This window comes from Azospirillum sp. RU38E (genome assembly GCF_900188385.1).
In the GTDB taxonomy this organism is placed as follows: Bacteria; Pseudomonadota; Alphaproteobacteria; order Azospirillales; family Azospirillaceae; genus Niveispirillum.
Genome location: NZ_FZOI01000029.1, coordinates 18760 through 41062, shown reverse-complemented (window position 1 = coordinate 41062; position 22303 = coordinate 18760). Strand labels below are relative to the sequence as shown.

Below are 22303 nucleotides of genomic sequence, written 5' to 3'. Positions count from 1 at the left end.
ACCGGTGACGCTTAGTGTGTAATTGGTGTTGGATGCGAGGCTGCCCTGGCTGATGGCGTAGGTACCGACATTCTCACCGGCAGCCCGGTCGAGGGCGCCGGAGAGCACCGCCGCCGCGCTGTCATCCCGCTTCAGGCCGCTGACGCTGTAGCTCAAGGCCGGGTCGGCGTCGCCGTAGACCCGGCTGACGGCGTTGGCCGTCACGATCAAGGCCGCCGGGGTGATGCTGAGCGTCGAGCCGGTGTAACTGATTGTATAATTGGCGTTGGCGGCAAGGTTGCCCTGGGTGATCGCGTGGCTGCCGGCATCCTCCCCCGCATGGGTCAGGCTGCCGGACAGCACGGCACCGGCCAGATCGCCCCGTTTCAGCCCGCTGACCCCATAGGTCAAGGCGGGGGTGCTGTCGCCATAGATCTTGCTGGCGGCATTAGCAGTGATGGTCAGGGTGGCGGGGGTGATGGCAAGTGCTGCACCGCTATAGGTAATGGTATAATTGGTATTGGCGGTCAGCCCGCCCTGGCCGATGGCGTAAGTGCCAACATCCTCCCCCACCGCGCGGGAGAGCGCACCGGTCAGCACGGTGCCCTCCACGTCGCCGCGTTTCAGCCCGCTGACGCGATAGGTCAGGGTGGGATCAGCATCACCGTAAATCCTGGTCTGCGCATTGGCCGTGATGGTCAGCGCGGCCGGAGTGATGGCAAGTTCCGCCCCCGTATAGGTGATGGTGTAATTGGCCCCCGCCGTGACACTGCCCTGGTTGATGGCATAGCGGCCGGTATTCTCTCCACCTGCGCGGGTCAGGCTGCCGCTGATCGTATCGCCTTGCAGCAGGCCGCTGCTGGCATAGGTCAGGCTGGGATCGGCATCGCCATAGACCTTGCTGGCAGCATTGGCGGTGATGGTCAGCGCGGCCGGGTTGATGGTCAGGGTGCCATAGGCATTGCCGCTGTCGGCAATCCGGTAATTGGCGGCATCCGCCCCGCCCAGCGCCCGCACCGCCTGGTCATAGGTGCCGACGGAGAGCCGGCCGCTGAGGCTGCCATCGGCCAGCCCCACAGTGCCCGTAACGGCATCGCCATTCAGCACACCGGTCAGGCTGGCAGTGCCATAGGATATCGTCTGGCCATAGGTAGCGCTGGCCGCCGCCACACTGTAGGTCAGTGATTTGGCGGCGATCACCAGATTGCCGGCGCTGTTGCCGCTGGCGGCGATGCTGTAATTGCCGGCATCCGCCCCGGTCAGGCCGGTGAGGGTCTGGGCATAGGTGCCGGCCCCCAGCCGGGCGGACAGGCTGGCATTGCTGAGCGCCACCGTGCCCGATACCGCATCAGTGCCCACCACCCCGGACAGGCTGGCCGTGCCCAGGCTGGCCAGGGTGCCATAGGTGCCGCTGGCCGCACCGATGGAATAGGTCAGGGCCTTGGGCGCGATGGTCAGGGTGCCGCTGCTGTTGCCGCTGACGGCGAGGGTATAATTGCCGGCGGCGGCCCCGCTCAGCCCGGTGACAGATTGGGTATAGCTGCCGGCCCGCGTGGTGGCGGACAGGGTGATGGCGCCATTGCTGTCCCGCGTGCCCACCACCCCCGATACCGCATCCGCCCCCACTACCCCGGTCAGGGTCACCGTACCATTGCTGGCCAGCGTACCATAGGTGCCGCTGGCATTGGCCACGGCCCAGCTCAGCGCCTTGGGGTTGATGGTCAGGGTACCGGTGGCCGAAACATCGAACTGATAGCCCAGATCGGAGGCCAGGGTGCCCAGCGCCGCGCGGATCGTATAGGTGCCGGCATTGGCATTGCCGCCGGAAAGGCTGGCGGCACCGCTGACCGCCTGGGCCAGCGTGTCATTCCCCACCAGCCCGCTGACCGTATAGGTCAGGGTGGGGATGGCCCCGCTATAGGTATGGCTGAAACTGTCCGGTGTGACGGTGAGGGTCGGCGCGTAACTGTAAACGAAGCGGCTGCCGCTGTTGGCTATGGCCGCATGGCTGCGCCCGCTGAAATCATAGGAACGGTTATAGAGCGGCAGGGCATCCACCCCACCCGTGCTGGTGCTGACGGGTGAGGTAGAGAAGACCAGGAAGCGCCCGCCACCACCGACCGACAGGGCCGTCGCCCCACCATTATTGCTGAAGCTGCCATTGGCGGCCAGCACCAGGGCGTCACCGGTCCCGCTGGCCGAAACACCGGCCCCGCTGGCAATGGTCAGGGTGCCGCCAGCCGTCAGCTTCACCGTGCCGCTGGCACTGATCCCGGCCGTCGCATTGACGGTGCCGATGGTCAGCGCCCCGGCATGGGCGAAATCCAGGCTGCCGACGCTGCCAGCAAGGGTGGCGATGCTGTTGCCAGCGCCAGCCAGGATGAAATCCCCGCCGCCCAGCAGCCGCAGGGAACCACCGGTGATCGCCTGGCTCTGCGTCACGGTGCCGGCACTGGTCAGCAGCACGGCCCCGCTGCCGGCATTCAGCCCGTTAAGGCCATTGACCGTGCCGATGGCAAAGCCGCCATCATCACGCAGGCTGATATCATGGCCGCTGGCGCTGACAGCCACGGTACCCAGGGCATTATCGGCATGGGCGAGCGTCACCGCCCCGCCCGCGGTGACGGCCAGATTGGCGACGCTCAGCCCCGCCGCCTGACTGACCATGCCGCCGGCCACCAGATAAAGCGTGCTGCTGTTGGCCGGGCTGATGGCGGCACTGATGCCGATAGCACCGCTGCCGGAGGTCTCTATCCGCAACAGACTGGCCGTCACCCGGTCCAGGGCCGCGTCGGACAATTGCAAGGCTGTACCGGTACCGGCAGCCCCCAGATCAATGTCCCGACTGCGGCTGTTGGTTGTCAGGGCCACCATGCCGCTGGCCGAGATGGTGCCGGAGAGGTCCATCGTATCGGCAGTAAGCGTGACATTGCCCGCCGCCGCATTCACCGCCCCCGTGGCGGCAATGGTCAGACCGCTGGCCTGCAGGGAGAGATTGCCACTGTTGCTGCCGGTCCCGGTGGAGAGGGTGCCTGTGACCCGCAGGGTGCTGCCGGTGCTGATGCTGGTGTCATCGCGCAGGGACAGCGTGCCAATCTCCACCGCCGCCGTGCCGGTGGTGGTGCCGATATTGATACTGGCGAAGCCCGCCTGCAACAGCGCCAGTTCCGCATTGGTCAGGTTCAGCGTGCCGGCCCCGCCGCCCAGCCCAATGCTGGTGCGCAGGAGCAGCGGACGAATGAACAATTGCCCCGTTCCGCTGATACTGGCCGTACCGCTGCCAGCGGACAGGTCCATCTTGTCGGCCATCAGAGAGATGTTGCCCGCCCCGCCATTGATGCGGGTGCCGGTGGCCCCGTCGGCAGCGAAAAGCAGCCCTTCCCCCGCATCCTGATGGCGGGCGGTGATGACAATGCCGCTGGCACCGGTCAGGCTGGAGCCATTGCCGATCCGCACGCCGGCCGACAAACTGTTGCCTGCCCCGCCGGTCCCATCCAGACTGATCATGCCGCTGCCGCTGGTGGTCAGGCTGGCAGCGTTGAGATCAACACCGATACCGGTGGCGGCGTTGATTGCTGACGCCACCCCACGCCCCCTTATGGCGATATTGCCGCCCCCGGCATCCAGGGTGGCATTGGTGATGGCAACGCCAATGCCAGTATCAGCAGCCCCTGTCGCCGCATTGCGGTTAGGGTCGCTGCCGCCGCCCAGGATGATCGCCCCGCCACGGCTGGACAGGCTGGCATTGCTGATGCGGATAGCGCCGGTGCCGGCATTGCCGCTGTCGGCATTCAGCGTGATGGCCAGGGCACCCCAGCTGCTGGCGCTGATATTGGCCGTCACCGCCAGATCGCCGCTGCTGTTCAGCCGCAGGCTGCCGCTGGTTGATCCGGTATAGCTGATGGCCTGCCCCACATTCAGGCCGGCGGCACTGAGGGTAAGGTTGCCGCTGGCCGTCAGCCCCGCGACACCCCCCACCATGCCAATGGTCAGCGCCTGATCGCTGACCAGACTGGCACTGCCCAAATTGCCGGCCAGGGTGGCAATGCTGTTGGCGCTGTTGGTCAGGGTGAAGCTGCCACTGCCCAGCAGGGACAGGTTGGCAATATCCAGTGCGGTGGATTGGGTGACGCTGCCGGCGCTGGCCAGTTCCAGCACCGACAGGGTGCCCGTCACCGGACTGTCCACCAGGGTGATATTGCCGCCGCCGGTCGCGCCCAGCCGCAGGATACCGGCGGAGACATTCCCCAACTCCGTCCGGGTCAGGTGCAGGCTGCTGCCATCATCCGTACCGTCGGAAACGGTGAGCGCCTGACCATTGCTGCGCGGGGCCAACGTCACCCGGCCGCTGCTGCGCAGTTGAAGCTTACCCAGGTCGATCCTGTCGGCGACAAGGCTGATGGCACCGGTCTGGTTGGCATCCCCCAGCTGCGCGTCCGGAGTGGCGGTGCGGCTATTGCCGATGCCGCTGCCCCCCGCCCCGCCGGTGCCGGTGATGCTGATCGTGCCCGCACCGGCGGTTACCCGATAACCGCTATGGATCATCACGCCGATATTTTCGGCATGGCTGGTGCTGCCGCCCGAATATCCCGTCAGGCTGACATCACCACCATTGGCGGTGATAGCAAAGCTGGTCCCGGACTGGCCGTGCAGCTCAACCCCGATGGTATTGGTGCTGCCGGACAGGGCCGATCCTGTCAGGCTGATCGTGCCGCTGCCGGTGGCGCTCAGGCTGCCATTCAACACCCGGATGCCGGTATTGAAGCTGCCGGCCACACCGGATCGCGCCGTGCCGGTAATGCTGATGGCACCATTGACTGTGTTGATATTGGTGCCGCTGCCCGACAGGTCCACGCCATAATGCCGCTGTGCAGCACCAATGCCAGAGGTACCGGTGATGGTGATGTTGCCGCTGCTGGTGGCAAGGCTGGTGCCACCGATCAGCCCCACCCCGCTGGTACCGATGGTACTGGTGCCCACCGGCCCGGAGCCGGTGATGCTGATGGAACCGCTGCCGGTGCTGATCTGCACCCCGCTCAACTGCACGCCGTAAAGGTCGCTGCTGCTGGCCGTCCCGGACAGGGAAAGCGACCCGCCATTGCTGCTGATGGACAGGCCGGAGGCCAGCACCAGCATCCCGCCCGACGCGCTCAGCCAGACATGCCGGCCGGCGGCCAGCGGGGTTTGCAGGGCCGCAGCATCGGTCACGCTCAAGCCACCGCTGGCCGAAACCGCGATGCTGCCGGCGGTGATGCGGCCGATTTCGGCCGCACTCAGGGCCAGACCGGTGCTGCCATTGCCCAGCTCGACGGAACGGTTACTGCTGCGGGTGGCGAGGCTGGTGGTGTAGAGACCGGTATTGATGGTGCCGGCAATATCCATCACATCCGACCGCAGGGTCAGGCCGCCGCCCGTCACGCTCAAGGCCCCGGTCAGCGACAGGTCGCCGCCCTGGATCTGGGTGTCGCCCTTGATGCTGGCGGTACCGATGGTGACCGCCCCCGTGCCATCGCTGCGCCCGATGGTCACCTGATCAAAACCTGACTGGATGGTCGCCAGTTCCGCCGCCGTCAGGTTCAGCGTGCCGGCACCGCCGCCAAGGCCGATGCTGGTGGTAGTGCTGGCCGGCCGGATGGTCAGGCTGCCGCCGCCGCTGGACAGGCTGGCATTGCTGGCAATGTCCAGGCTGTCGCTGACCAGGGTGATGGCATTGCCACGGCCATTCAGGCTGGCCCCCGACGCGATGCTGAGGGAGCCGGCCGTCAGGCTGGCACCGCCGCTGAAGCTGCCGACACTCAAAGCACCGCTGGTGACCAGCGACAGGCTATAGGCTGTGCCGGAGACCGCGGCGATGCTGTTGGCGCTGTTGGTCAGGCTGACATAGCCATTCTGTAACACCAGCGCACTGGCGGTAAGGGCGGCGGATTGGGAGATATTGCCCGTACTGGACAGGGACAATTGCCCCGCCGTCACAGCCCCCGTCAGCGCGATGGACGATCCGGACAGGCTGATGGCGCCGCCATTGCTGGCCATGCTGCCCAGGATCGTGACGCTGCCGCCGCTGCTGGCGAAATCCAGCCCCAACTGGCCGGCGCTGGTGGTGATATTGGCCCCACTGGCCAATGTGATATTGCCCCCGGCGCGCAGGGTCAGCGTGGCATTGCCGCCGGCGGATTTGGCGATGCCGGTATTGATGGAAATGGCATTGTCGGCCGCCAGCGTCACGCTGGTGCCGGCATTCAGCAGGCCTTGCAGGGCACCTGCCGTGATGGTGCTGTTGGCCTGGGGGAAATTGCCGGCGCTGTTCAGATCGCCAGCCCCGGCCAAGTCATCCCCGGTGACCCCATCGCCATTGATATTGGCCGGGCCAGTGGAAATGGTGATGTTGGCCGGGTCCAGCAGCAGCGTGCCGGCCAGCCCCGCCGGGGCCGACAAATCGACCATGCCGGCGAAATCCAGCCGGTCCTTGGCCGATATTTCGGCAAAGCCGCCAGCGCCCTGGCCCGCCCCTTTGGCGGAAAGACTGCCCTGGAAATCCGTCCGGCCATCCGCCCACAGGATCACCCGGCCGCCAGCCCCATCCTGTGTTGCATCGGCGCGGATGCGGCTGGCCGCATCGACGCGTGTGGTCTCCGCCCGCGCCAGATCCCCCTTGCCCTGATAATCACCGCCGATGCGGATGGAACCACCACCGGTCGCCCCGCTGGCATCCAGCGCGGCACCTTGCAGGGCAACACTTTCCCCCGTCACGCTGATGGCGCCGCCGGTCCCGCTGGCAGCACTGGCATCCAGTTGGCCGGTGACGGTGACATCCGCCCCGTCCCCACCGATGAAGATGCGGCCGTCGCGCGCCTCCGCCCGTGTCGCCTGCACCAGCCCACCGACATTGATCGCGGCCACCGCCCCCGCTGCCGCCCGCGCCGTCACCAGCACCGAACCGCCCTGCGCCGACAGGGTGCCGGCATTGGCCACCTGCGCCGCCGTTTCCGCCGGCAATTCATAGCGCAGCAGCCCGTCGCCCTGCAGGTCCAGCGTGAAGGTTTCCGTGCCGGCCAGCACGATCCGGCCCAGCTTGGCCTGCACCACACCCTTGTTGGCAACGGCCGCCGCCGCCAGCGCCACATAGCCGCCATCAGCAACCTGGATGGTGCCTTCATTCACCACAGCCGCCCCAGCAGCCCCCTTCTGCCCGAAGACCAGCCGCCCGGCGGCAAAATCGCCGTTGCTGATATTGGCCGTGGTGGCGATGAAGGCGCCGGCATCGATGCGGGCATTGCGCCCGATGATGATGCCAGCCTGATCAATGATCACCACCTGCCCATTGGCCGTCAGCGAGCCATCGATGCGGGTGCCGCTGCCGCCCCCCACCCGGTTGACCAGCAGGGCGCTGCTGCCCGGCTGGCGGACGCTCACCTGTTCCCCGGCGCCAACCGTGAAGGACCGCCAGTCGATCAGCGCCCGGTCGCTCTGCTGCTGGATCAGGGTCTGGTTGCCGTTGCTGCTGATGCTGGCCTGACCGACGGCGACCGACCCGCCCTCCGGCCCCGCCAAGGCAGGCAGGACCGGCAGGGTGAAGACGCTGGCCAGCGCCAGCGCCCGCAATCCCCGCCGCCGTGCCATAGCCGCCCTCATAGCTGCACCGTCAGATCGACGAACAGGCGGGTACGTTCCCGCGTGGCACCGGGGATGGGCAGGCGGCGCAGCGTGCGCGCCCCTTCCAGCATCAGGCTGGCCTTGCCGGCCAGGCCGATGCGCAACCCGCCGCCGGCCGAAACCAGATGCGTATCGGCAGCGACACTGTCCCACACCCGCCCGCTATCGATGAAGGCATAGGGGGTGATGCCATCCACATAGGCGATACCGGGATCGAAGCGGCGGCGCAGTTCCAACCCGCCGCCAATGCCGGACGGGCCGGACAGGTCACCGCCATTATAGCCGCGCCCGAAGCGGCTGCCACCCAGCGCGAACTCCTCCCCCGCCGGCAGTGTATCGGGGCTGTACTGGCCGCCGATGGTCAGGCTGGCGCTGACGCCCGCCCCGATCAGGGTGGCATAGCCCAGTTCGCCACTGAACTTGGTAAAGTCCGGTTCCACCTTGGGACGGGAGGCTTTCAGCGATCCCTTCTCCGTCGCCCCCAGAATGCCCAGCCCGCGCGTCACCCCGCCCATGGCCAGCACATCCCCGCCCAGCAGGCGCTGAGCGGTGAAAATCGCGCGGATATCCACGCTGCGCCAATCATCCCGGCTGAAAGGCGCATTCAGGATGCGCACCGTGGCCCGCTGGGCATTCCAGCCGCCTTCCAGCGACAGGTTGCGGGCGCGGCTGCGGATCAACGGCCAGGACAGGCGCTGACCGAAACCATAGCTCTCCGTCGCCACGGCAAAGGGCTTCAGCGCCGCACCGGGCCGGCCCCGGCTGTAATTGCCATTGCTGGTCAGGGTCAGACCGTCGCCGGACAGGGGCTGCAGCCAGCGCAGATTGGCGGAACGCTGTTCCCTGATCTCCGGCGTGGCGGACAGGGTGGCGCCCAACTGTTCCCCCAGACCCAGCGCATCATTGGTTGCCAGATCGACAAAGCCGGACCAGGGGCCGGCAAAATCCGATCCACGGTTGCCGATGCCGGCCATCAGCCCCCAGGGCGCGCGTTCCACCCCCACCAGCAGTTCCGCCGCCCCGAAGGCATCGCCCGGCCGGATCAACCCGGTCACCGTCACCCCCGGCAGATCATCCACCAGCAGCAGGCCACGTTCGATCAGCGGCACCTGGGCCGGGCGGGCAGCCAGGGCGGGGGCCAGCCGAGCCTCCACCAGCACCCGGTCATCGGCGCTACCGCCTTCCACCCGCACCTTTTCCAGATGCCCCTCAATCACCTTGATGGTGATGGTGCCGTCCTTGATTTCCTGCGCCGGGACGAAGACGCGCGTCAGCCCGTAGCCAGCAGCCAGATAACGGGCCTGGATCGCCTCCGCCACGGCGGAGACATCGCCCAGCGTCACCGGGCGGGCCAGCAGACCGGCCAAGGGTGCGGCAAACTCCTGCTGCACCGGGATGGTCTGCGCCCCATCGATCAACACGCGCGACAGGGTGAAGCGCAGATCGGCCGCCGCCCCGGCGGGCGCACCCTTGCGTTGGGCAGGGATGGAAAATTGCAGTTGCGCCTTGGGCACCCGGCGCTCTTCCTCCAGCGGGGCAGGCAGGCTGGGCCGCCCGGGCTCCACACTGCCAGGCAGTTGCACAGGGGTTTGCTGCGCCACGGCAGAGCCGGCAGCCAGCACAAGCAGGGCCATGGCAGGGAAAGCTGCGCGCATCCTGGGAACAGAAAAGGAAATTGACATCAAAAGATGTAGGCTGCGAAGAGCGCCAAAATCCAGGATTTTATCTATTCTGTATATAAAGATCAGCCTTGACCAACGATGCAAGCCGCGACCACCCCTGAATGTCATTATGCTGTGTCGAGAATATTTACAACCTAGGATTAATATCGACCTATTTGCCATTCATGCTTGGTGATGACAGGAAACCGGCACCGGGCCGAATGCCGCACCGCCGCAACGGGCTTGCCGTCAATGATCCTACCAACGTATTTTCGGGCGCCCAGTTTTCAGAGACGCGCTGGACGTGAAGAGGACAAGCGATTGGAAGAGATTGAGGTCGGCCCCGGCAAGCTGTTGGTCAAGGAGGGCGACCGGTCCGGGGCGGCCTTTCTGATCGCCGGCGGCCGGGTGGAGGTTTTCCGCGCTGTCAACGGCAGTAAACACCGGCTGGCCGTCTTGGGACCGGGGGAAATAGCCGGGGAAATGGGGTTGCTGGACAATGCGCCCCGTTCAGCCTGCATCGCCACCATGGAGCCGACGCGGCTGGTGATGATCTCCCCCGATCTGGTGGCCCGGCAGATGAAGGCCAGCCCACCGCTGGTGCGCTTCGTTCTGCGCTCACTGATCCGTACCCTGCGCAGTATCAATGGCATCCCGGCCCCCGCCAGCGACCCGATGCTGGATGGCGACCCCATCGTTTCCGAACGAACCTACAAGCTGCTGCGGCGGGAGACCTACCCGGCAGGCCGGGTGATCTTCCGCCGCGGCGATGAAGGCCATTATGCCTATCTGGTGCAAAGCGGGCTGGTGGAGGTGTGGAAGGAAACACTTGAGGATGAGGTGCAGGTGCTGGCCCAGGTCGGACCGGGCGGCGTGTTCGGCGAAATGGCCCTGTTGCGCAATGCCAACCGCGCGGCCAGTGTCACCGCCGTCGAACATACGGTATGCGAGGTGATCCCCCGCCACCGGTTCGATGAGTTGTTGCGCATGGCCCCCACGCTGATCCGCCAGTTGGTGCTGACTTATATCCGCCGGATCGAAACCGGGCTTTAAACCAGCAACCGTTTCCTGTTGGCACCGTCCCGCTTTCCCGTTAGCCTGAATTGTGACAGCGCTGTCAAGCATTGTCCAAAGTCAGGATCGGGAGGAAACAACGAATGTGTTACCGGGCATGGCGGCCGTTGCTGGCCGCCCTCAGCTTTCTGTGGACCATGACCAGCCCTGCGGCGGACGCAGAGAAGATCGACAAGGCCCAGGCGGCTGCCATCGCCGGCGACCCGGCCTTTCACTATCGGCCGCAGCGGCTGGTGGATATTCCCGCCCCTGCCGGCCCCACCATCAGCCTGTTCAACGGCAAGAACCTGGATGGCTGGGACAGTTGGCTGGGCTATGCCGACCCGGCCCATACGTTCAAGCCCGATCCGGCCCCGACCTATGGGCTGAACCAGGATCGGTTCGGCATTTTCAACGTAGTGATGGAAGAGGGTGCGCCCGCCCTCTTCATCACCGGGAAAATCTGGGGCGGCATCGTCCACCAGGGCCTCTATGGCGATTATCATCTGCGCCTGGAATATAAATGGGGGCGGGAGCGCCATGCCCCGCGCGCCGACAAGCCACGAAATAACGGCTTGCTCTACCATTCCCATGGGGCACCGGGGGCCGTCTTTGGCAGTTGGATGGCGGCGGTGGAGTTCGAGATCATGCTGGGCTCCGTCGGCATGGTTGTGCCGGTGGGCACCCATGTCGGCATCCACACCAAGGCTGGGCACGATCCTGCCATCATCTATCCGCAGCGCCGCTATATGCCGGACGGCAAGGAAGTCTCGGTCACGCAGCCCGCCTGGAATGTGGAAGCCGCCATCGATGCCGAGAAGCCAGCCGGCCAGTGGAATGTGCTGGATCTTTACGTATTGGGCGACCGGGCCATCCATGTGGTGAACGGCGTGCCCGTGATGGAAGTCTGGGGCCTGTCGCGCCGTGATACGGTGGATGGCAAGCCCGTACCGCTGACGCAGGGGCATATCCAACTGCAATCGGAAGGGGCGGATACCTATTTCCGCAACATCACCCTGGAACCGATCCGCAGCCTGCCCCGGCTGGTATCCGAGTGAGGAGACAAATTCATGGGCCTGACAAAATCTCTCGCAGCCCTGCTGCTGGCCGGCGGCTTGGCTTTGCCCGCCCATGCCACCCCGCGCATCGCCCCGGAGAAGCTGGGCCTGCAGCTCTACAGCCTGCATGACGGGTTGAAAGCCGATCTGGATGGCACGCTGGCCAAGGTCCATGCCATGGGGCTGCGGCAGGTGGAGCTTTACCCGATGCCGGGCCAGACGGCAGAGGGCTGGGGTCGCGCGCTGGACAAGGCAGGGCTGCGCGCCATCGGCAGCCATGTGCAACTGTCCGACCTGAAAACCGACCTGCCCGGCATCATCGACCGGGCCAAGGCGCTGAAACTGTCTTATGTCGGGGTGGCCTGGGTGAAGCCGGGGCCGGAACCCCTGACGGCTCAGGTAATGGATCAGGTGGCCGCCACCTATAATGCTGCCTGTCCGGCGCTGAGGGCCGCCGGCATCGGGTTGATGTACCATATCCATGGCTATGAGCTGGCAGGGGCTGATCAGGGCAGCAGCCTGTTCGACCGGTTGATGGCGGCCACCGACCCGGCCTGTGTAACGGTGGAAATGGATGTGTTCTGGGTGGTCCGGGCAGGGGCCGACCCGGCGGCCCTGCTGCATCGATACCCCGACCGTATCCGGATGCTGCATGTGAAAGACATCCGGCGCGGGGCCGCAACCAGCAGCGATGGACGGGCGGACAAGGCCGATTTCGTGCCTGTCGGCCAGGGGGCGGTCGACTGGCCAGCCTTGTTCGCCGCCGCCGGCAAGGTGGATTGGTTCGTGCTGGAGGATGAAAGCGCCAACCCGGAAGCCGGGCTGGCGCAGTCCCTGGATTATCTGGGTGTGCGGTAAAGCACCCGACCGATCATTATTCCCCCGTCTCCAGCACCGCCCGCACCTTGGCCAGCAGCGCCGCCCGCTGCTTGTCATCCCGCATCTTGCGCACATTGTCTGCCAGCGCCAGCACGGTGGCGGCATAGTCATTGTGCCAGTCGGGTTTGGCGACCGCTGCCTTGTCAATGCGGGGCGGATGGGTCGGGGTCATGGGCTTGGCACCGCGCGGGGTCAGGCTCCAGGCCTCATCCAGGCCCGGCAGGTGGATCTTGTTGCCGTCCAGCCCGGCCTCGATCAGGCTGGCGCGGAGCGCCACCCGTTCCTGATCCTCCCCATGCACCAGGAAGATACCGCCGGCAACCGGCAGGCGGGCCAGTATCCAATGCATCAGGGCGGCGCGGTCGGCATGGCCGGAATAGGCATCGATGGTGCGGATGGTGGCCCGGACCTCCACCTCTTCCCCATGGATGCGCACGCGGGAGACGCCATCCTGCAACAGCCGGCCCAGCGTGGCCGGCGCCTGATAGCCCACCAGCAGCACCGTGGCACTGTTGCGCCATAGGTGGTTTTTCAGATGGTGACGGATGCGCCCCGCCTCGCACATGCCCGAGGCGGCAATGATGATGGCATTGCCGGTCAGCCGGTTCAGCCGCTTCGATGCCTCCACCTCCTCAATCAGATGCAGGTTCCGGCGGCTGAAGGGGGCGGGCGTGCCGGGCTGGTTCACATCCGGCAGATGCTTGTCGAAAATGCGGGTGACATTGACGGCCAGCGGGCTGTCCAGGAACACCTCCACCGCTGGCAGTTCCTTGCTGTCGAACAGCAAATCCAGATCGTAAAGCAGTTCCTGGGTGCGTTCCACGGCAAAGGCAGGGATCACCACTGGCCCGCCGCGCTTCAGGGCCGCGCGCAATTCCTCCGCCAGGATCAGCCGGCGGCTGGTGGCATCAATCACCGGGCGTTCCCGCCCGCCATATGTGGATTCCACCACCAGCCAGTCAGGCCGGGCGGGGCCGTTGGGGTCCGGGTGGAACGGCTTGTCACCCGGACCCAGATCGCCGGAAAACACCATGCGCACCGGCCCATCGGCCCCCGGCAATTCCAGTTCCACCGAAGCGGACCCCAGGATATGCCCGGCATCCCAGAAACGCGCCCGCACGCCGGGTGCCACATCCACCCAGACATCGCGGTCCACCGCGCGGATATGCGACAGGCAGCGTTCGGCATCCCTCCTGCTATAGATCGGCTCCACCTCCCGCCGGCCGCGCTGGCGGTTGCGCTGGTTCAGGTAGCGCACCTCCGTTTCCTGGATATGGCCGCTGTCCGGCAGCATGAAGGTCAACAGATCGGCCGTGCCATGGGTGGTGACGACCGGCCCCTGGAAACCATGGCGGTAAAGCTTGGGGATCAGCCCGCTATGATCAATATGGGCATGGGTCAGCACCAGGGCCGCCGGCTCCGTCACATCAAAGGCGAAGTCGCGGTAATTCAGCTCCTGCTCCGTCTTCGGGCCCTGGAACAGGCCACAATCCAGCAGCAGGCTGCCCATGGCATGGCGGATCAGGAAGCAGGAGCCGGTGACACCACCCGCCGCCCCGTGGAAGCTGATGGTCGGATCGCTGGGATGGGTATCGGTCATCAGGCTGCCTCTGTGGCTTTCGGGGGAGTGCCCAGGGTGAAGCCGCTGTCTTCAGCAGCCATTCCGCAGGCGAAACGAAAATCTGTTTCGGTATCGGAATAAATTCGGTAGAGCGGTTCGCCTGCCTGGGCGAAGCTGCCGACCTTTTTCAGCAGGTCGATGCCGGCCCCGGCATCAAAGGGGGCGCCGGCCAGCCGGGCAATGCGCGCGATGCGGTAGCAGTCGATGGCGCCCACGGTGCCATCATGCTCGGCCACAATCTCCCGCGACAGGTGGCCCAGCCGGGCCTCCCGCGGGGGTTTGCCCTGCAATTCCATGATCTTGTGCATGGTGGTCAGCGCCGCGCCCGAGGCCAGCAGTTCGCGCGCCCGCGCCATGCCGGCCCCGCCGCGCAGGGCGGGATCAAATTCCAGAATACGCCCGGCCAGCGCCAGGGCGCGTTCGCGCAAATCCACCGGTGCTTCCGGCCGGTTCTCCAGCACGGCAATCACATCGCGCGCCTCCAGCACCGGGCCGATGCCATTGCCCACCGGCTGGCTGCCATCGGTCATGGTGACCCGCAGGTTCAACCCGATGGCATCGCCGACATATTCAAACAGCTTGCGCAGGCGCAGCGCGTCATTCTGGGTGCGCACCTTGGCCGAGGGGCCGATGGGCACATCGATCACCAGATGGGTGGAGCCGGCCGCCAGCTTCTTGGACAGGATGGAGGCGACCATCTGTTCGCGCGTGTCGATATTCAGCGGCCGTTCCACCGAAATCAGCACATCATCGGCCGGCGACAGGCGGACATGGCCGCCCCAGACCAGACAGCCCTTCACCTCCCGCACGATGTCGCGCATCTGCTCCAGCCCGACCTCCACATTGGCCAGCACCTCCATCGTGTCCGCCGTGCCGGCGGGGGAGGTGATGGCGCGGGAAGAGGTTTTGGGGATGGGCAAACCATGGGCCGCGACAATGGGCACCACGATCATGGAGGTGCGGTTGCCCGGAATACCGCCGATACAATGCTTGTCCACCACCAGCCCGCCGGCAGCCACCCCGTTTCCCCAGGTGAGCCGGTCACCGGCCGCTACCATGGCACGGGTCAGGTGCAGGGTTTCAGCCGTGGTCATGAAACCACCGCAGGCGACGATGAAGGCCGCCACCTCCACCCGTGAATAGCGGTGATGGGCGATATCGTCGATAATGGCCGCGAACTGGTCCGGCCCCAGTTCACTGCCCTGGATCTTGGCGTGCAGCGCGTCGCGGCTGCGGGCGGGGGTAGCATGTTTCAGGCGGACCGCCGTATCCTCCGGCATCCCGAAATGGTTGAAGGCGGTGGTCGACAGGCCCAGCGCACCAGAGCCCAACAAGGCCGGATCATCCACCATCACCAGATCGGCGATGATCCGGTGACCGTTGGCCGCCACTTCCACCTTTTCCAGCCCGGCAAATTCCGCCGCGCGATAGATGGTGCAGTGGCGGGACAGGAAGGCCACATTCTCCTGCCGCGTATCGACACCCACCCGCTTCAGTTTCAGCATTTTTCCACCCGTTAACCGGCGGAATGGTTTCGTCTTCCGCCGTGTTTCCACGATAGACCCGGAAAAGGAACCGCCGCCTTGATGTGGGTCAAGGTGGGGTGGGATGGGGTGGCGCATGATAACTATCGGATCGATCTATAACGATCCGAGGGAGGTATGTCATGGAAAGCAAACATCCGGCCATGGTGCTGAAACAACCGGGCCAGCCGCTGGTGCTGGAATGGCATCAGGTGCCCGCCCCCGGACCCGGCCAGCTGCTGATCCGCGTCTGTGCCTGTGGGGTCTGCCGCACTGACCTGCATGTGGTGGATGGGGAACTGCCCCACCCCGCCCTGCCGCTGGTGCCGGGGCATGAGGTGGTGGGCAGGATAGCTGCCATTGGCAGCGGGGTGGACGGGTTCCAGCTTGACCAGCGGGTGGGCGTGCCCTGGCTGGGTTGGGCCTGCGGCAATTGCGATGCCTGTCACGAAGGCCGGGAGAATCTATGCCCGGAGGCACGCTTCACCGGCTATACGCTGGCCGGCGGCTATGCCAGCCATATTCTGGCTGATGCCCGTTTCTGTTTCGCCATCCCGGACGGGTACAGCGATGCGGCCGCCGCCCCGCTGCTCTGCGCCGGGCTGATCGGCTATCGCGCCCTGCGGATGGCGGGGGATGGGAAGCGGCTGGGGCTTTATGGTTTTGGGGCGGCCGCCCATATCATCGCCCAGGTGGCCAAGGCGCAGGGACGGCGGGTCTGTGCCTTTGTGCGGCCGGGCGATGCGGCGGCGATGGATTTCGCCCTGCGGATGGGGGCGGACTGGGCCGGCCCGTCTGACGCGCCGGGGCCGGAACCACTGGATGCCGCCATCCTGTTCGCCCCGATCGGCGCCCTGGTGCCGGCGGCCCTGACCGCGGTCAAGCCGGGCGGGCGTGTCGTCTGCGCCGGCATCCATATGAGCGATATACCCGCCATGCCCTATCACCTGTTATGGCAGGAACGGCAATTGCTGTCGGTCGCCAACCTGACGCGGCAGGATGCGCTGGAATTCCTGGAACTGGCGGGGCGCATCCCCCTCCATACGGAAATCCATGCCTATCCGCTGATCCGCGCCAATGAGGCACTGGCCGACCTGCGGGCCGGTGCCTTTACCGGGGCAGCGGTGCTGCTGCCGTAGGTGCCAGGATCAAGGCAACAGCATGATGGCCAGTGACCCCGCCCCCAGGGAGAGCAGGTTGATCACCAATACCGGCACGCCAATCCCACGCCCGCCGATAAAGGCAGCCATCACCGATTTGGTCAGGGTGTTGACGGCGATGGCGATGCCAATGGCAATCAGGGCGGTTTCCGCTGCAATGGAATGGCCGCCCAGCCGGGCCATGGAAATGGTAACAGCATCGACATCGGCGATGCCGGAAACCGCCGCCACCGCCAGCACCGCACTGTCACCGATATAGGCCTTGGCGGCACCGGCGGCCAGCATGACAATGGCGATGAAGGCGGAGAGCTTCAGCGCCGTGGCCAGTTCCAGCGGGTTGCTGGTGGCCAGGGCCGCCTGATTGCCGCTCATCGTGTGGCGACGGCTGAACAGCAGCACAAGGATTCCCAATCCCATCACCGCCAGCATGGCAGCCAGCGGCAATACCAGTTCCACTGCCAGCGTCTGGTTCAGCAGGCCGACAATGACGCAGACCCGAACCGCCATCACGGCGCCGGCCAGCAAAATGCCGGCGGACAGGGTGTTTTCCAGCCCCGGCGTGCTGCGGGCAAAGCGCGACAGGGTCAGCGTGGTGGCGGTGGAACTGGCCAGCCCGCCGGCCAGTGCCGCCATCAACACGCCCAGCCGGTCCCCGAACAGGCGGATGGCGACATAACCGCCAAAGGAAATGGCGGCGATCAGAATAGCCAGGAACCAGATTTCCGCCGGGTTCACCGCCCCCCAGGGGTCGATGGTGCGGTTGGGCAACACCGGCAGCAGCAGGAAGGACATGGAGAGCAGCACCAGGATGGCGCGGATTTCCTCCCACCGCAGGCCGCGCAGCCATTGGTGCAGCGGATCGCGCAGCGCCAGCAGCAGCGTCATGGCCACCGCCGCCGCCACGGCCACCCGCACCTCGCCCAGCACGGCGAAGGCCCCCAGCATGAAGGTCAGGATCGCCGCCACCGTGCCGGTGGCGCTGACATCGCGGTCGTCGCGCGCCTCCAACAGCCGGAAGGCGGCGAAGGTGCCGGCATGGCCCAGCAGGGCCGCCGCCAGCACCCAGGAACTGGTGATCTGCGACAAGGCCCCCGCCACCCCGCCCAACAGGCCGGACAGCGCAAAGGTGCGCAGACCAGCGGCCCGCTGGCCGTCGCCGGCCTCACGCATTTTCCACCCGCGCTCCAACCCCACCAGCAAGCCGATCGCCAAGGCCACGGCCAACCGGCTCAGCAAGGTTACTTCATTCATGAGAGAGGGTTTCCTGGGGGTGTACGACTGGGCCCCTTACCCCTCCGTGCCTCCCCCGCGGAAGCGGGGGTCCAGGGGCAAAGGGCACCGAGGCTATGGTTCTTATGGCTCCTGGTTCCCCGCTTCCGCGGGGAAGGCACGAATTTGGTTCGGTTATTTATCTTAGCATTCACATGCGCATCGCGGGACAATCCCCCTCACCGCATATGTACATACGTCCCCGGTGCCGCCTCCAGCGGCGGCAAACCGGCTTCCTTGCAGCCCATGGACGGCGGCGGTACCGGGGCACCGGAACGTTCATCCAGCCAATCCACCCAGGACGGCCACCAGGAACCCTCCCGCGGTGGCGTGGCTGCCATCCAGGTATCGGCATCCATATAGGGCTGATCGGGCTGGATGGTTTCCAGTCGGTGGCGACGGCGGGGGCGACCGGGTTCCGAGACGATGCCGGCATTGTGTCCGCCATTGGTCAGGCAGAAGGTCAGTTCCGTATCCAGCAGCAGCCGGGCCCGATAGACGGAATGCCAGGGGGCCACATGGTCCGTCTCCGTGCCCACGGCAAAGACAGGGCAGCGTATGTCGCCCAGGGCCACCGGCCGGCCATCCACCCGGTAGCGGCCGCCGGCCAGTTCATTCTCCAGGAACAGCCGGCGCAGATATTCCGAATGCATCCGATAGGGCATCCGGGTGCTGTCGGCGTTCCAGGCCATCAGGTCGATCATCGGCTCCCGCTCACCCAGCAGATATTCGCGCACCATCTTCGACCAGATCAGGTCGTTGGAGCGCAGAAGCTGGAAGGCGCCGGCCATCTGGGTGGTATCGAGATAGCCCTGGCTCCACATGCCATCTTCCAGGAAGGAAAGCTGGCTTTCATCGATGAACAGGGTCAGCTCACCGGCTTCGGTGAAATCGGTCTGGGCGGCCAGCAAGGTCATGCTGGCCAGCCGCTGGTCACCATCGCGGGCCAAAGCCGCCGCGACGATGGAGAGCAGCGTACCGCCCAGGCAATAACCCATGGCATGGACGGGCATTCCCGGCACCACCGCATTCACCACCCGCAGCGCATCCAGCACACCCAGGCGCTGGTAATCCTCCATGCCCAGATCACGATCCTCCGGCCCCGGATTCTTCCAACTGACGCAGAAGACCGTATAGCCACGGGAGACCAGATAGCCGATCAGGGAATTCTGCGCTGACAGGTCCAGGATATAATATTTCATGATCCAGGCGGGCACGATCAGCACCGGTTCCGGCCGCACCTCCCCCGTCGTGGGGCTATACTGGATCAGTTCCATCAGGCGATTGCGGAACACCACCCGGCCGGGTGTAACGGCCAGATTTCCCCCCACCCGGAAATCCTCCACCCCCGCCGGCCCCTTGCCGGAGAGTTGACGGCGCAGATCGTCGGTCCAGTTGCGATAACCACGGGCCAGATTGACGCCCATCTGGTTCACGGTGGCTTCCAGCACCTCCGGATTGGTCAGCGGGAAATTGGTGGGGGAGATCATGTCCAGCAACTGGCGGGCCGTGAAGGTCACGCCCTTTTCATGGCCTTCCGCCACGCCCCGGATGCCGGTGGTGGCATTGTGCCACCATTGCTGCTGCAGCAAAAAAGCCTGATGGATCAGGTTGAAGGGTGGTTTCATCCAGCCGGGATGCTCAAACCGCCGGTCCTGCGGCAGCGGGTCGATGCAGCGCGGCGCCCCCTCCTGCGTACCACAGGTAGTGGCATAATGGGCCAGCCGGGCTGTCTTGCGCATACCCTTCTGCCACAGCTCAATCTGCTTGCCGGGGGAGGAGGCCAGATGGATGGCCCAATCCGCCCAGGCCAGCGTCAGCGCTGCCGGCGAAACGGACGCGGTGAAGCGCCCCATCCAGGCATGGGTCATCCGGTCCAGGATGGAGAGCGTGGCCGCCGCCGGCGCCGCCTCCTCCAGCGCCGCCGGCGCGCAGGAGGGGAGTGCAGGCGGGACCGCCTTTACGGGGGTGATGCTGGTGGCGGTACGGATCGTCCCTTCCGGCATGGCTCTAGCCTTCCTGTCCAGTGATGGTTTCCAAGGACAACCACAGACTGGCAGCAAAGGCCCCAGGGGGCCTTGATATGCATCAAGGAGCAGCGTTTCCGATGGGGCGCCGGGGGGTTACCCCGTTCAGCTAAACCCGGCGCGCAGGCAATCATGCAAGGTGATGACACCCACCGGCTTTTGATCCGCCGTGACGAACAGGCAGGTGATGCCCTCATGATTCATGCGGGCCAGACTTTCGCCCACCAGCGCGTCAGGCCGGGTGACGCGCGGCTTGCGGCTCATGATCTCATCAGCGCGGCGGGAAAGCAGGCCAGGGTCCATATGGCGGCGCAGGTCGCCGTCGGTGATAACGCCGACCAGCCGCCCGTCCCCATCCACCACCCCGGCACAACCCAGGCTTTTGGAGGTGATGGTCAGCAGCACCTCCGACATGGGTGCTGTCAGCGCCACCAGGGGTAGCGCTTCATCCTGGCGCATGATTTTTTCCACCCGCATCAGGGTCTGGCCCAACCGGCCACCGGGGTGGAAATTGCGGAAGTCCCCTGCCGTGAAGCCGCGCGCCGTCATCAGCGCCACGGCAATGGCATCCCCCAGGGCCATCATCATGGTAGTGGAGGTGGTGGGCGCCATGCCGACCAGACAGGCCTCCGGCGCCTGCGGCATCACCAGCGGCAGGGTGGCCGCGCGCGCCAGGGTGGATTCCGCCCGGCTGGTGATGCCGACCAGCGGGATGCTCCAGCGGCCGCAATAAAGCAGCAGGTCGGACAGTTCCTGTGTTTCACCGGAATTGGACAGGGCCATCACCAGATCGCCGGGGCCGATCATCCCCAGATCGCCATGGCTCGCCTCCGCCGGATGAATGAAATAGGCCTGAGTGCCGGTGGAGGACAGGGTGGCCGCGATCTTGCGGGCGACATGGCCGCTTTTGCCGATGCCGGCCACGAAGACCCGGCCCTGGCGGGCCAGAATGGTCTCCACCACCCGGTCAAACGGCTCGTCCAGACTGTCCTGCAACAGCCGCAAGCCATCGATTTCCTTGGCGATGGCCGTGCGGCCGATCAGATGGGGGGCTTGCGCCATCATGTCATTCCCTATTCACGCCCTGTCGACCAACCGACCTTATCGGGCCACAGGCTGATGTGGGGCTGGATGCCCGATTGATCCAGCCTGCGCAAGCGGGACCGGCTGCATGTCGGCCCTGAAGCATAGAGCCGCGACGGATGGCAGCGCTGACAATGTCCTGTCGGGTGGCCGACAGCCTGCGCCGATCAGATTAACACCACCTCACTCCCCGGAAAACGACCCTTTACCTTTGACAGAAGAACCGTTTAGTTTAAAGAAGCCACAGCCAAAGACAATTTGCAGATTGATCATTCCCATGCGAATGCGTCGTTTTTTAAGTAGGAAGTTGACGGAAACGGTCGATATTATCGACTATGTGCGCACCCATCTTACGTCGATTATCCGACCCAGCTACATCCGGCGGCGCTGGAGCGGCGACGTTCGTTTGGATGGCGCAAAGCGTGTTGTGGTTTTCAACCATTTCGACATGCGCGGCATTATTCATGAATATGTAGAATTTTATCTGAAAGAGCTGAAAAAGCAGGGGTTTTCCATTGTTTTCACCAGCAATTCCCCACGCTTTCCCGAAAAAAGCGTCGAGAAGCTGAAGCCACTCGTGTCGGTCATTTTGTGGCGCCGTAATGTCGGCTATGATTTTGGCGCCTTTAAGGATGGCATTGCGGAAATACCCGATCCGCAAGCACTCGACATGCTGCTGATCACCAATGACAGCATGTATGGACCTTTGCAGGATTTCGCGCAGGTGATCAACCGGGCTGATCCGGTTGAAGCGGATCTGTGGGGCATCACGGATTGCTGGGATGGCCGTTTCCACCTGCAAAGCTATTTCCTGTTGTTCCATCCCCAGGCAATCCGCAGTCCGGCCTTTGCCAAATTCTGGGGCAACCTGCCCTATTTCCGGCGCAAGCGCTGGGTTGTGCGCTATGGGGAGATCGGACTTACGCCGTTCTTTCTGTCCTACGGCGTGCGCTGCAAAGCGATGTTTCCCTACAGGAGCTTGATCAGCGCCATAACACCGAAGGTCGAAGCCTATCTGGCCGCCACCTCCGATGAGGCAGATCCTGTCCGTCGTCGATATGTCGAAATGATCGGCAAATGCCTGCGCGACGGTGTGCCGCTCAATCAGACGCATTTCTTTTGGGATCAGTTGCTGACGGACGGCAAATGCCCCTTCATCAAGCGTGATTTGTTGCAGCATAATCCCATGGCAATCCCCTACCTCCATAAATGGCAGCAATTGATCGGGCAGGTCTCCAACTACGATTCCGAGCTGATCGTCAAGCACCTGCAGACGACGATGCGCAACCGGGTCTATTAGGATTCAGAGGCCGCAGGAAAATACGCTTCCGCCCCGA

The 22303-nt window shown here is 65.1% G+C and carries 12 protein-coding genes; 5 read left to right on the top strand and 7 right to left on the bottom strand.

Annotated elements, in window-relative coordinates:
- Positions 1-7599, bottom strand: a 7599-nt coding sequence (locus CHB97_RS24465) for an MBG domain-containing protein (RefSeq protein WP_089290648.1), incomplete at its 3' end; no start/stop codon positions are given.
- 8 nt (positions 7600-7607) lie between these two features.
- Positions 7608-9266: a ShlB/FhaC/HecB family hemolysin secretion/activation protein gene (locus CHB97_RS24460; protein ID WP_160106235.1), complete on the bottom strand. Its 1659-nt coding sequence runs from the start codon at positions 9264-9266 to the stop codon at positions 7608-7610.
- A 348-nt stretch (positions 9267-9614) separates the two neighbouring features.
- Between CHB97_RS24460 and CHB97_RS24455 the strand changes: the two genes are divergently transcribed.
- From CHB97_RS24455 to CHB97_RS24445, 3 genes are all read left to right on the top strand, one after another.
- Positions 9615-10346: a cyclic nucleotide-binding domain-containing protein gene (locus CHB97_RS24455; RefSeq protein WP_160106233.1), complete on the top strand. Its 732-nt coding sequence runs from the start codon at positions 9615-9617 to the stop codon at positions 10344-10346.
- Positions 10347-10450: 104 nt separating this feature from the next.
- The gene (locus CHB97_RS24450) at positions 10451-11404 is read left to right on the top strand and encodes a DUF1080 domain-containing protein (protein ID WP_200820113.1); all 954 of its coding nucleotides are present in this window, start codon (positions 10451-10453) and stop codon (positions 11402-11404) included.
- A 12-nt stretch (positions 11405-11416) separates the two neighbouring features.
- Positions 11417-12262 carry a sugar phosphate isomerase/epimerase gene (locus CHB97_RS24445; RefSeq protein ID WP_089290645.1) on the top strand — a complete coding sequence of 282 codons (846 nt, stop codon included), beginning with the start codon at positions 11417-11419 and terminating at the stop codon, positions 12260-12262.
- A 16-nt stretch (positions 12263-12278) separates the two neighbouring features.
- Here the strand turns inward: CHB97_RS24445 and CHB97_RS24440 are convergent, their stop codons facing one another.
- Both CHB97_RS24440 and CHB97_RS24435 read right to left on the bottom strand, forming a co-directional pair.
- On the bottom strand, positions 12279-13883 hold the full coding sequence (locus CHB97_RS24440; RefSeq protein WP_089290644.1) for an MBL fold metallo-hydrolase RNA specificity domain-containing protein: 1605 nt from the start codon (positions 13881-13883) through the stop codon (positions 12279-12281).
- Complete coding sequence (locus tag CHB97_RS24435) at positions 13883-15409, bottom strand: thymidine phosphorylase family protein (RefSeq protein ID WP_089290643.1); 1527 nt, start codon at positions 15407-15409, stop codon at positions 13883-13885. Before CHB97_RS24435 ends, CHB97_RS24440 begins: the two co-directional genes overlap by 1 nt.
- Before the next feature lie 161 nt (positions 15410-15570).
- Between CHB97_RS24435 and CHB97_RS24430 the strand changes: the two genes are divergently transcribed.
- The gene (locus CHB97_RS24430; protein WP_089290642.1) at positions 15571-16566 is read left to right on the top strand and encodes a zinc-dependent alcohol dehydrogenase family protein; all 996 of its coding nucleotides are present in this window, start codon (positions 15571-15573) and stop codon (positions 16564-16566) included.
- A gap of 9 nt (positions 16567-16575) precedes the next feature.
- Here the strand turns inward: CHB97_RS24430 and CHB97_RS24425 are convergent, their stop codons facing one another.
- From CHB97_RS24425 to CHB97_RS24415, 3 genes are all read right to left on the bottom strand, one after another.
- On the bottom strand, positions 16576-17838 hold the full coding sequence (locus CHB97_RS24425) for an MgtC/SapB family protein (protein WP_089290641.1): 1263 nt from the start codon (positions 17836-17838) through the stop codon (positions 16576-16578).
- A gap of 197 nt (positions 17839-18035) precedes the next feature.
- Positions 18036-19862, bottom strand: a complete 1827-nt coding sequence (locus CHB97_RS24420; protein WP_089290640.1) for an alpha/beta hydrolase — start codon at positions 19860-19862, stop codon at positions 18036-18038.
- A gap of 126 nt (positions 19863-19988) precedes the next feature.
- On the bottom strand, positions 19989-20948 hold the full coding sequence (locus tag CHB97_RS24415; RefSeq protein ID WP_089290639.1) for an SIS domain-containing protein: 960 nt from the start codon (positions 20946-20948) through the stop codon (positions 19989-19991).
- A gap of 106 nt (positions 20949-21054) precedes the next feature.
- Between CHB97_RS24415 and CHB97_RS24410 the strand changes: the two genes are divergently transcribed.
- Positions 21055-22266, top strand: coding sequence for a rhamnan synthesis F family protein (locus tag CHB97_RS24410; protein WP_089290638.1), 1212 nt, complete (start codon positions 21055-21057; stop codon positions 22264-22266).
- Positions 22267-22303: the final 37 nt, after the last annotated feature.

What these genes read in the sequence shown, in the direction of transcription:
- CHB97_RS24460 (WP_160106235.1), bottom strand. Translation starts at nt 9,266, where the DNA reads ATGGCCCTGCTTGTGCTGGCTGCCGGCTCTGCCGTGGCGCAGCAAACC.
- CHB97_RS24450 (WP_200820113.1), top strand. Translation starts at nt 10,451, where the DNA reads ATGTGTTACCGGGCATGGCGGCCGTTGCTGGCCGCCCTCAGCTTTCTG.
- CHB97_RS24445 (WP_089290645.1), top strand. Translation starts at nt 11,417, where the DNA reads ATGGGCCTGACAAAATCTCTCGCAGCCCTGCTGCTGGCCGGCGGCTTG.
- CHB97_RS24440 (WP_089290644.1), bottom strand. Translation starts at nt 13,883, where the DNA reads ATGACCGATACCCATCCCAGCGATCCGACCATCAGCTTCCACGGGGCG.
- CHB97_RS24435 (WP_089290643.1), bottom strand. Translation starts at nt 15,409, where the DNA reads ATGCTGAAACTGAAGCGGGTGGGTGTCGATACGCGGCAGGAGAATGTG.
- CHB97_RS24430 (WP_089290642.1), top strand. Translation starts at nt 15,571, where the DNA reads ATGGAAAGCAAACATCCGGCCATGGTGCTGAAACAACCGGGCCAGCCG.
- CHB97_RS24425 (WP_089290641.1), bottom strand. Translation starts at nt 17,838, where the DNA reads ATGAATGAAGTAACCTTGCTGAGCCGGTTGGCCGTGGCCTTGGCGATC.
- CHB97_RS24420 (WP_089290640.1), bottom strand. Translation starts at nt 19,862, where the DNA reads ATGCCGGAAGGGACGATCCGTACCGCCACCAGCATCACCCCCGTAAAG.
- CHB97_RS24415 (WP_089290639.1), bottom strand. Translation starts at nt 20,948, where the DNA reads ATGATGGCGCAAGCCCCCCATCTGATCGGCCGCACGGCCATCGCCAAG.
- CHB97_RS24410 (WP_089290638.1), top strand. Translation starts at nt 21,055, where the DNA reads ATGTCGGCCCTGAAGCATAGAGCCGCGACGGATGGCAGCGCTGACAAT.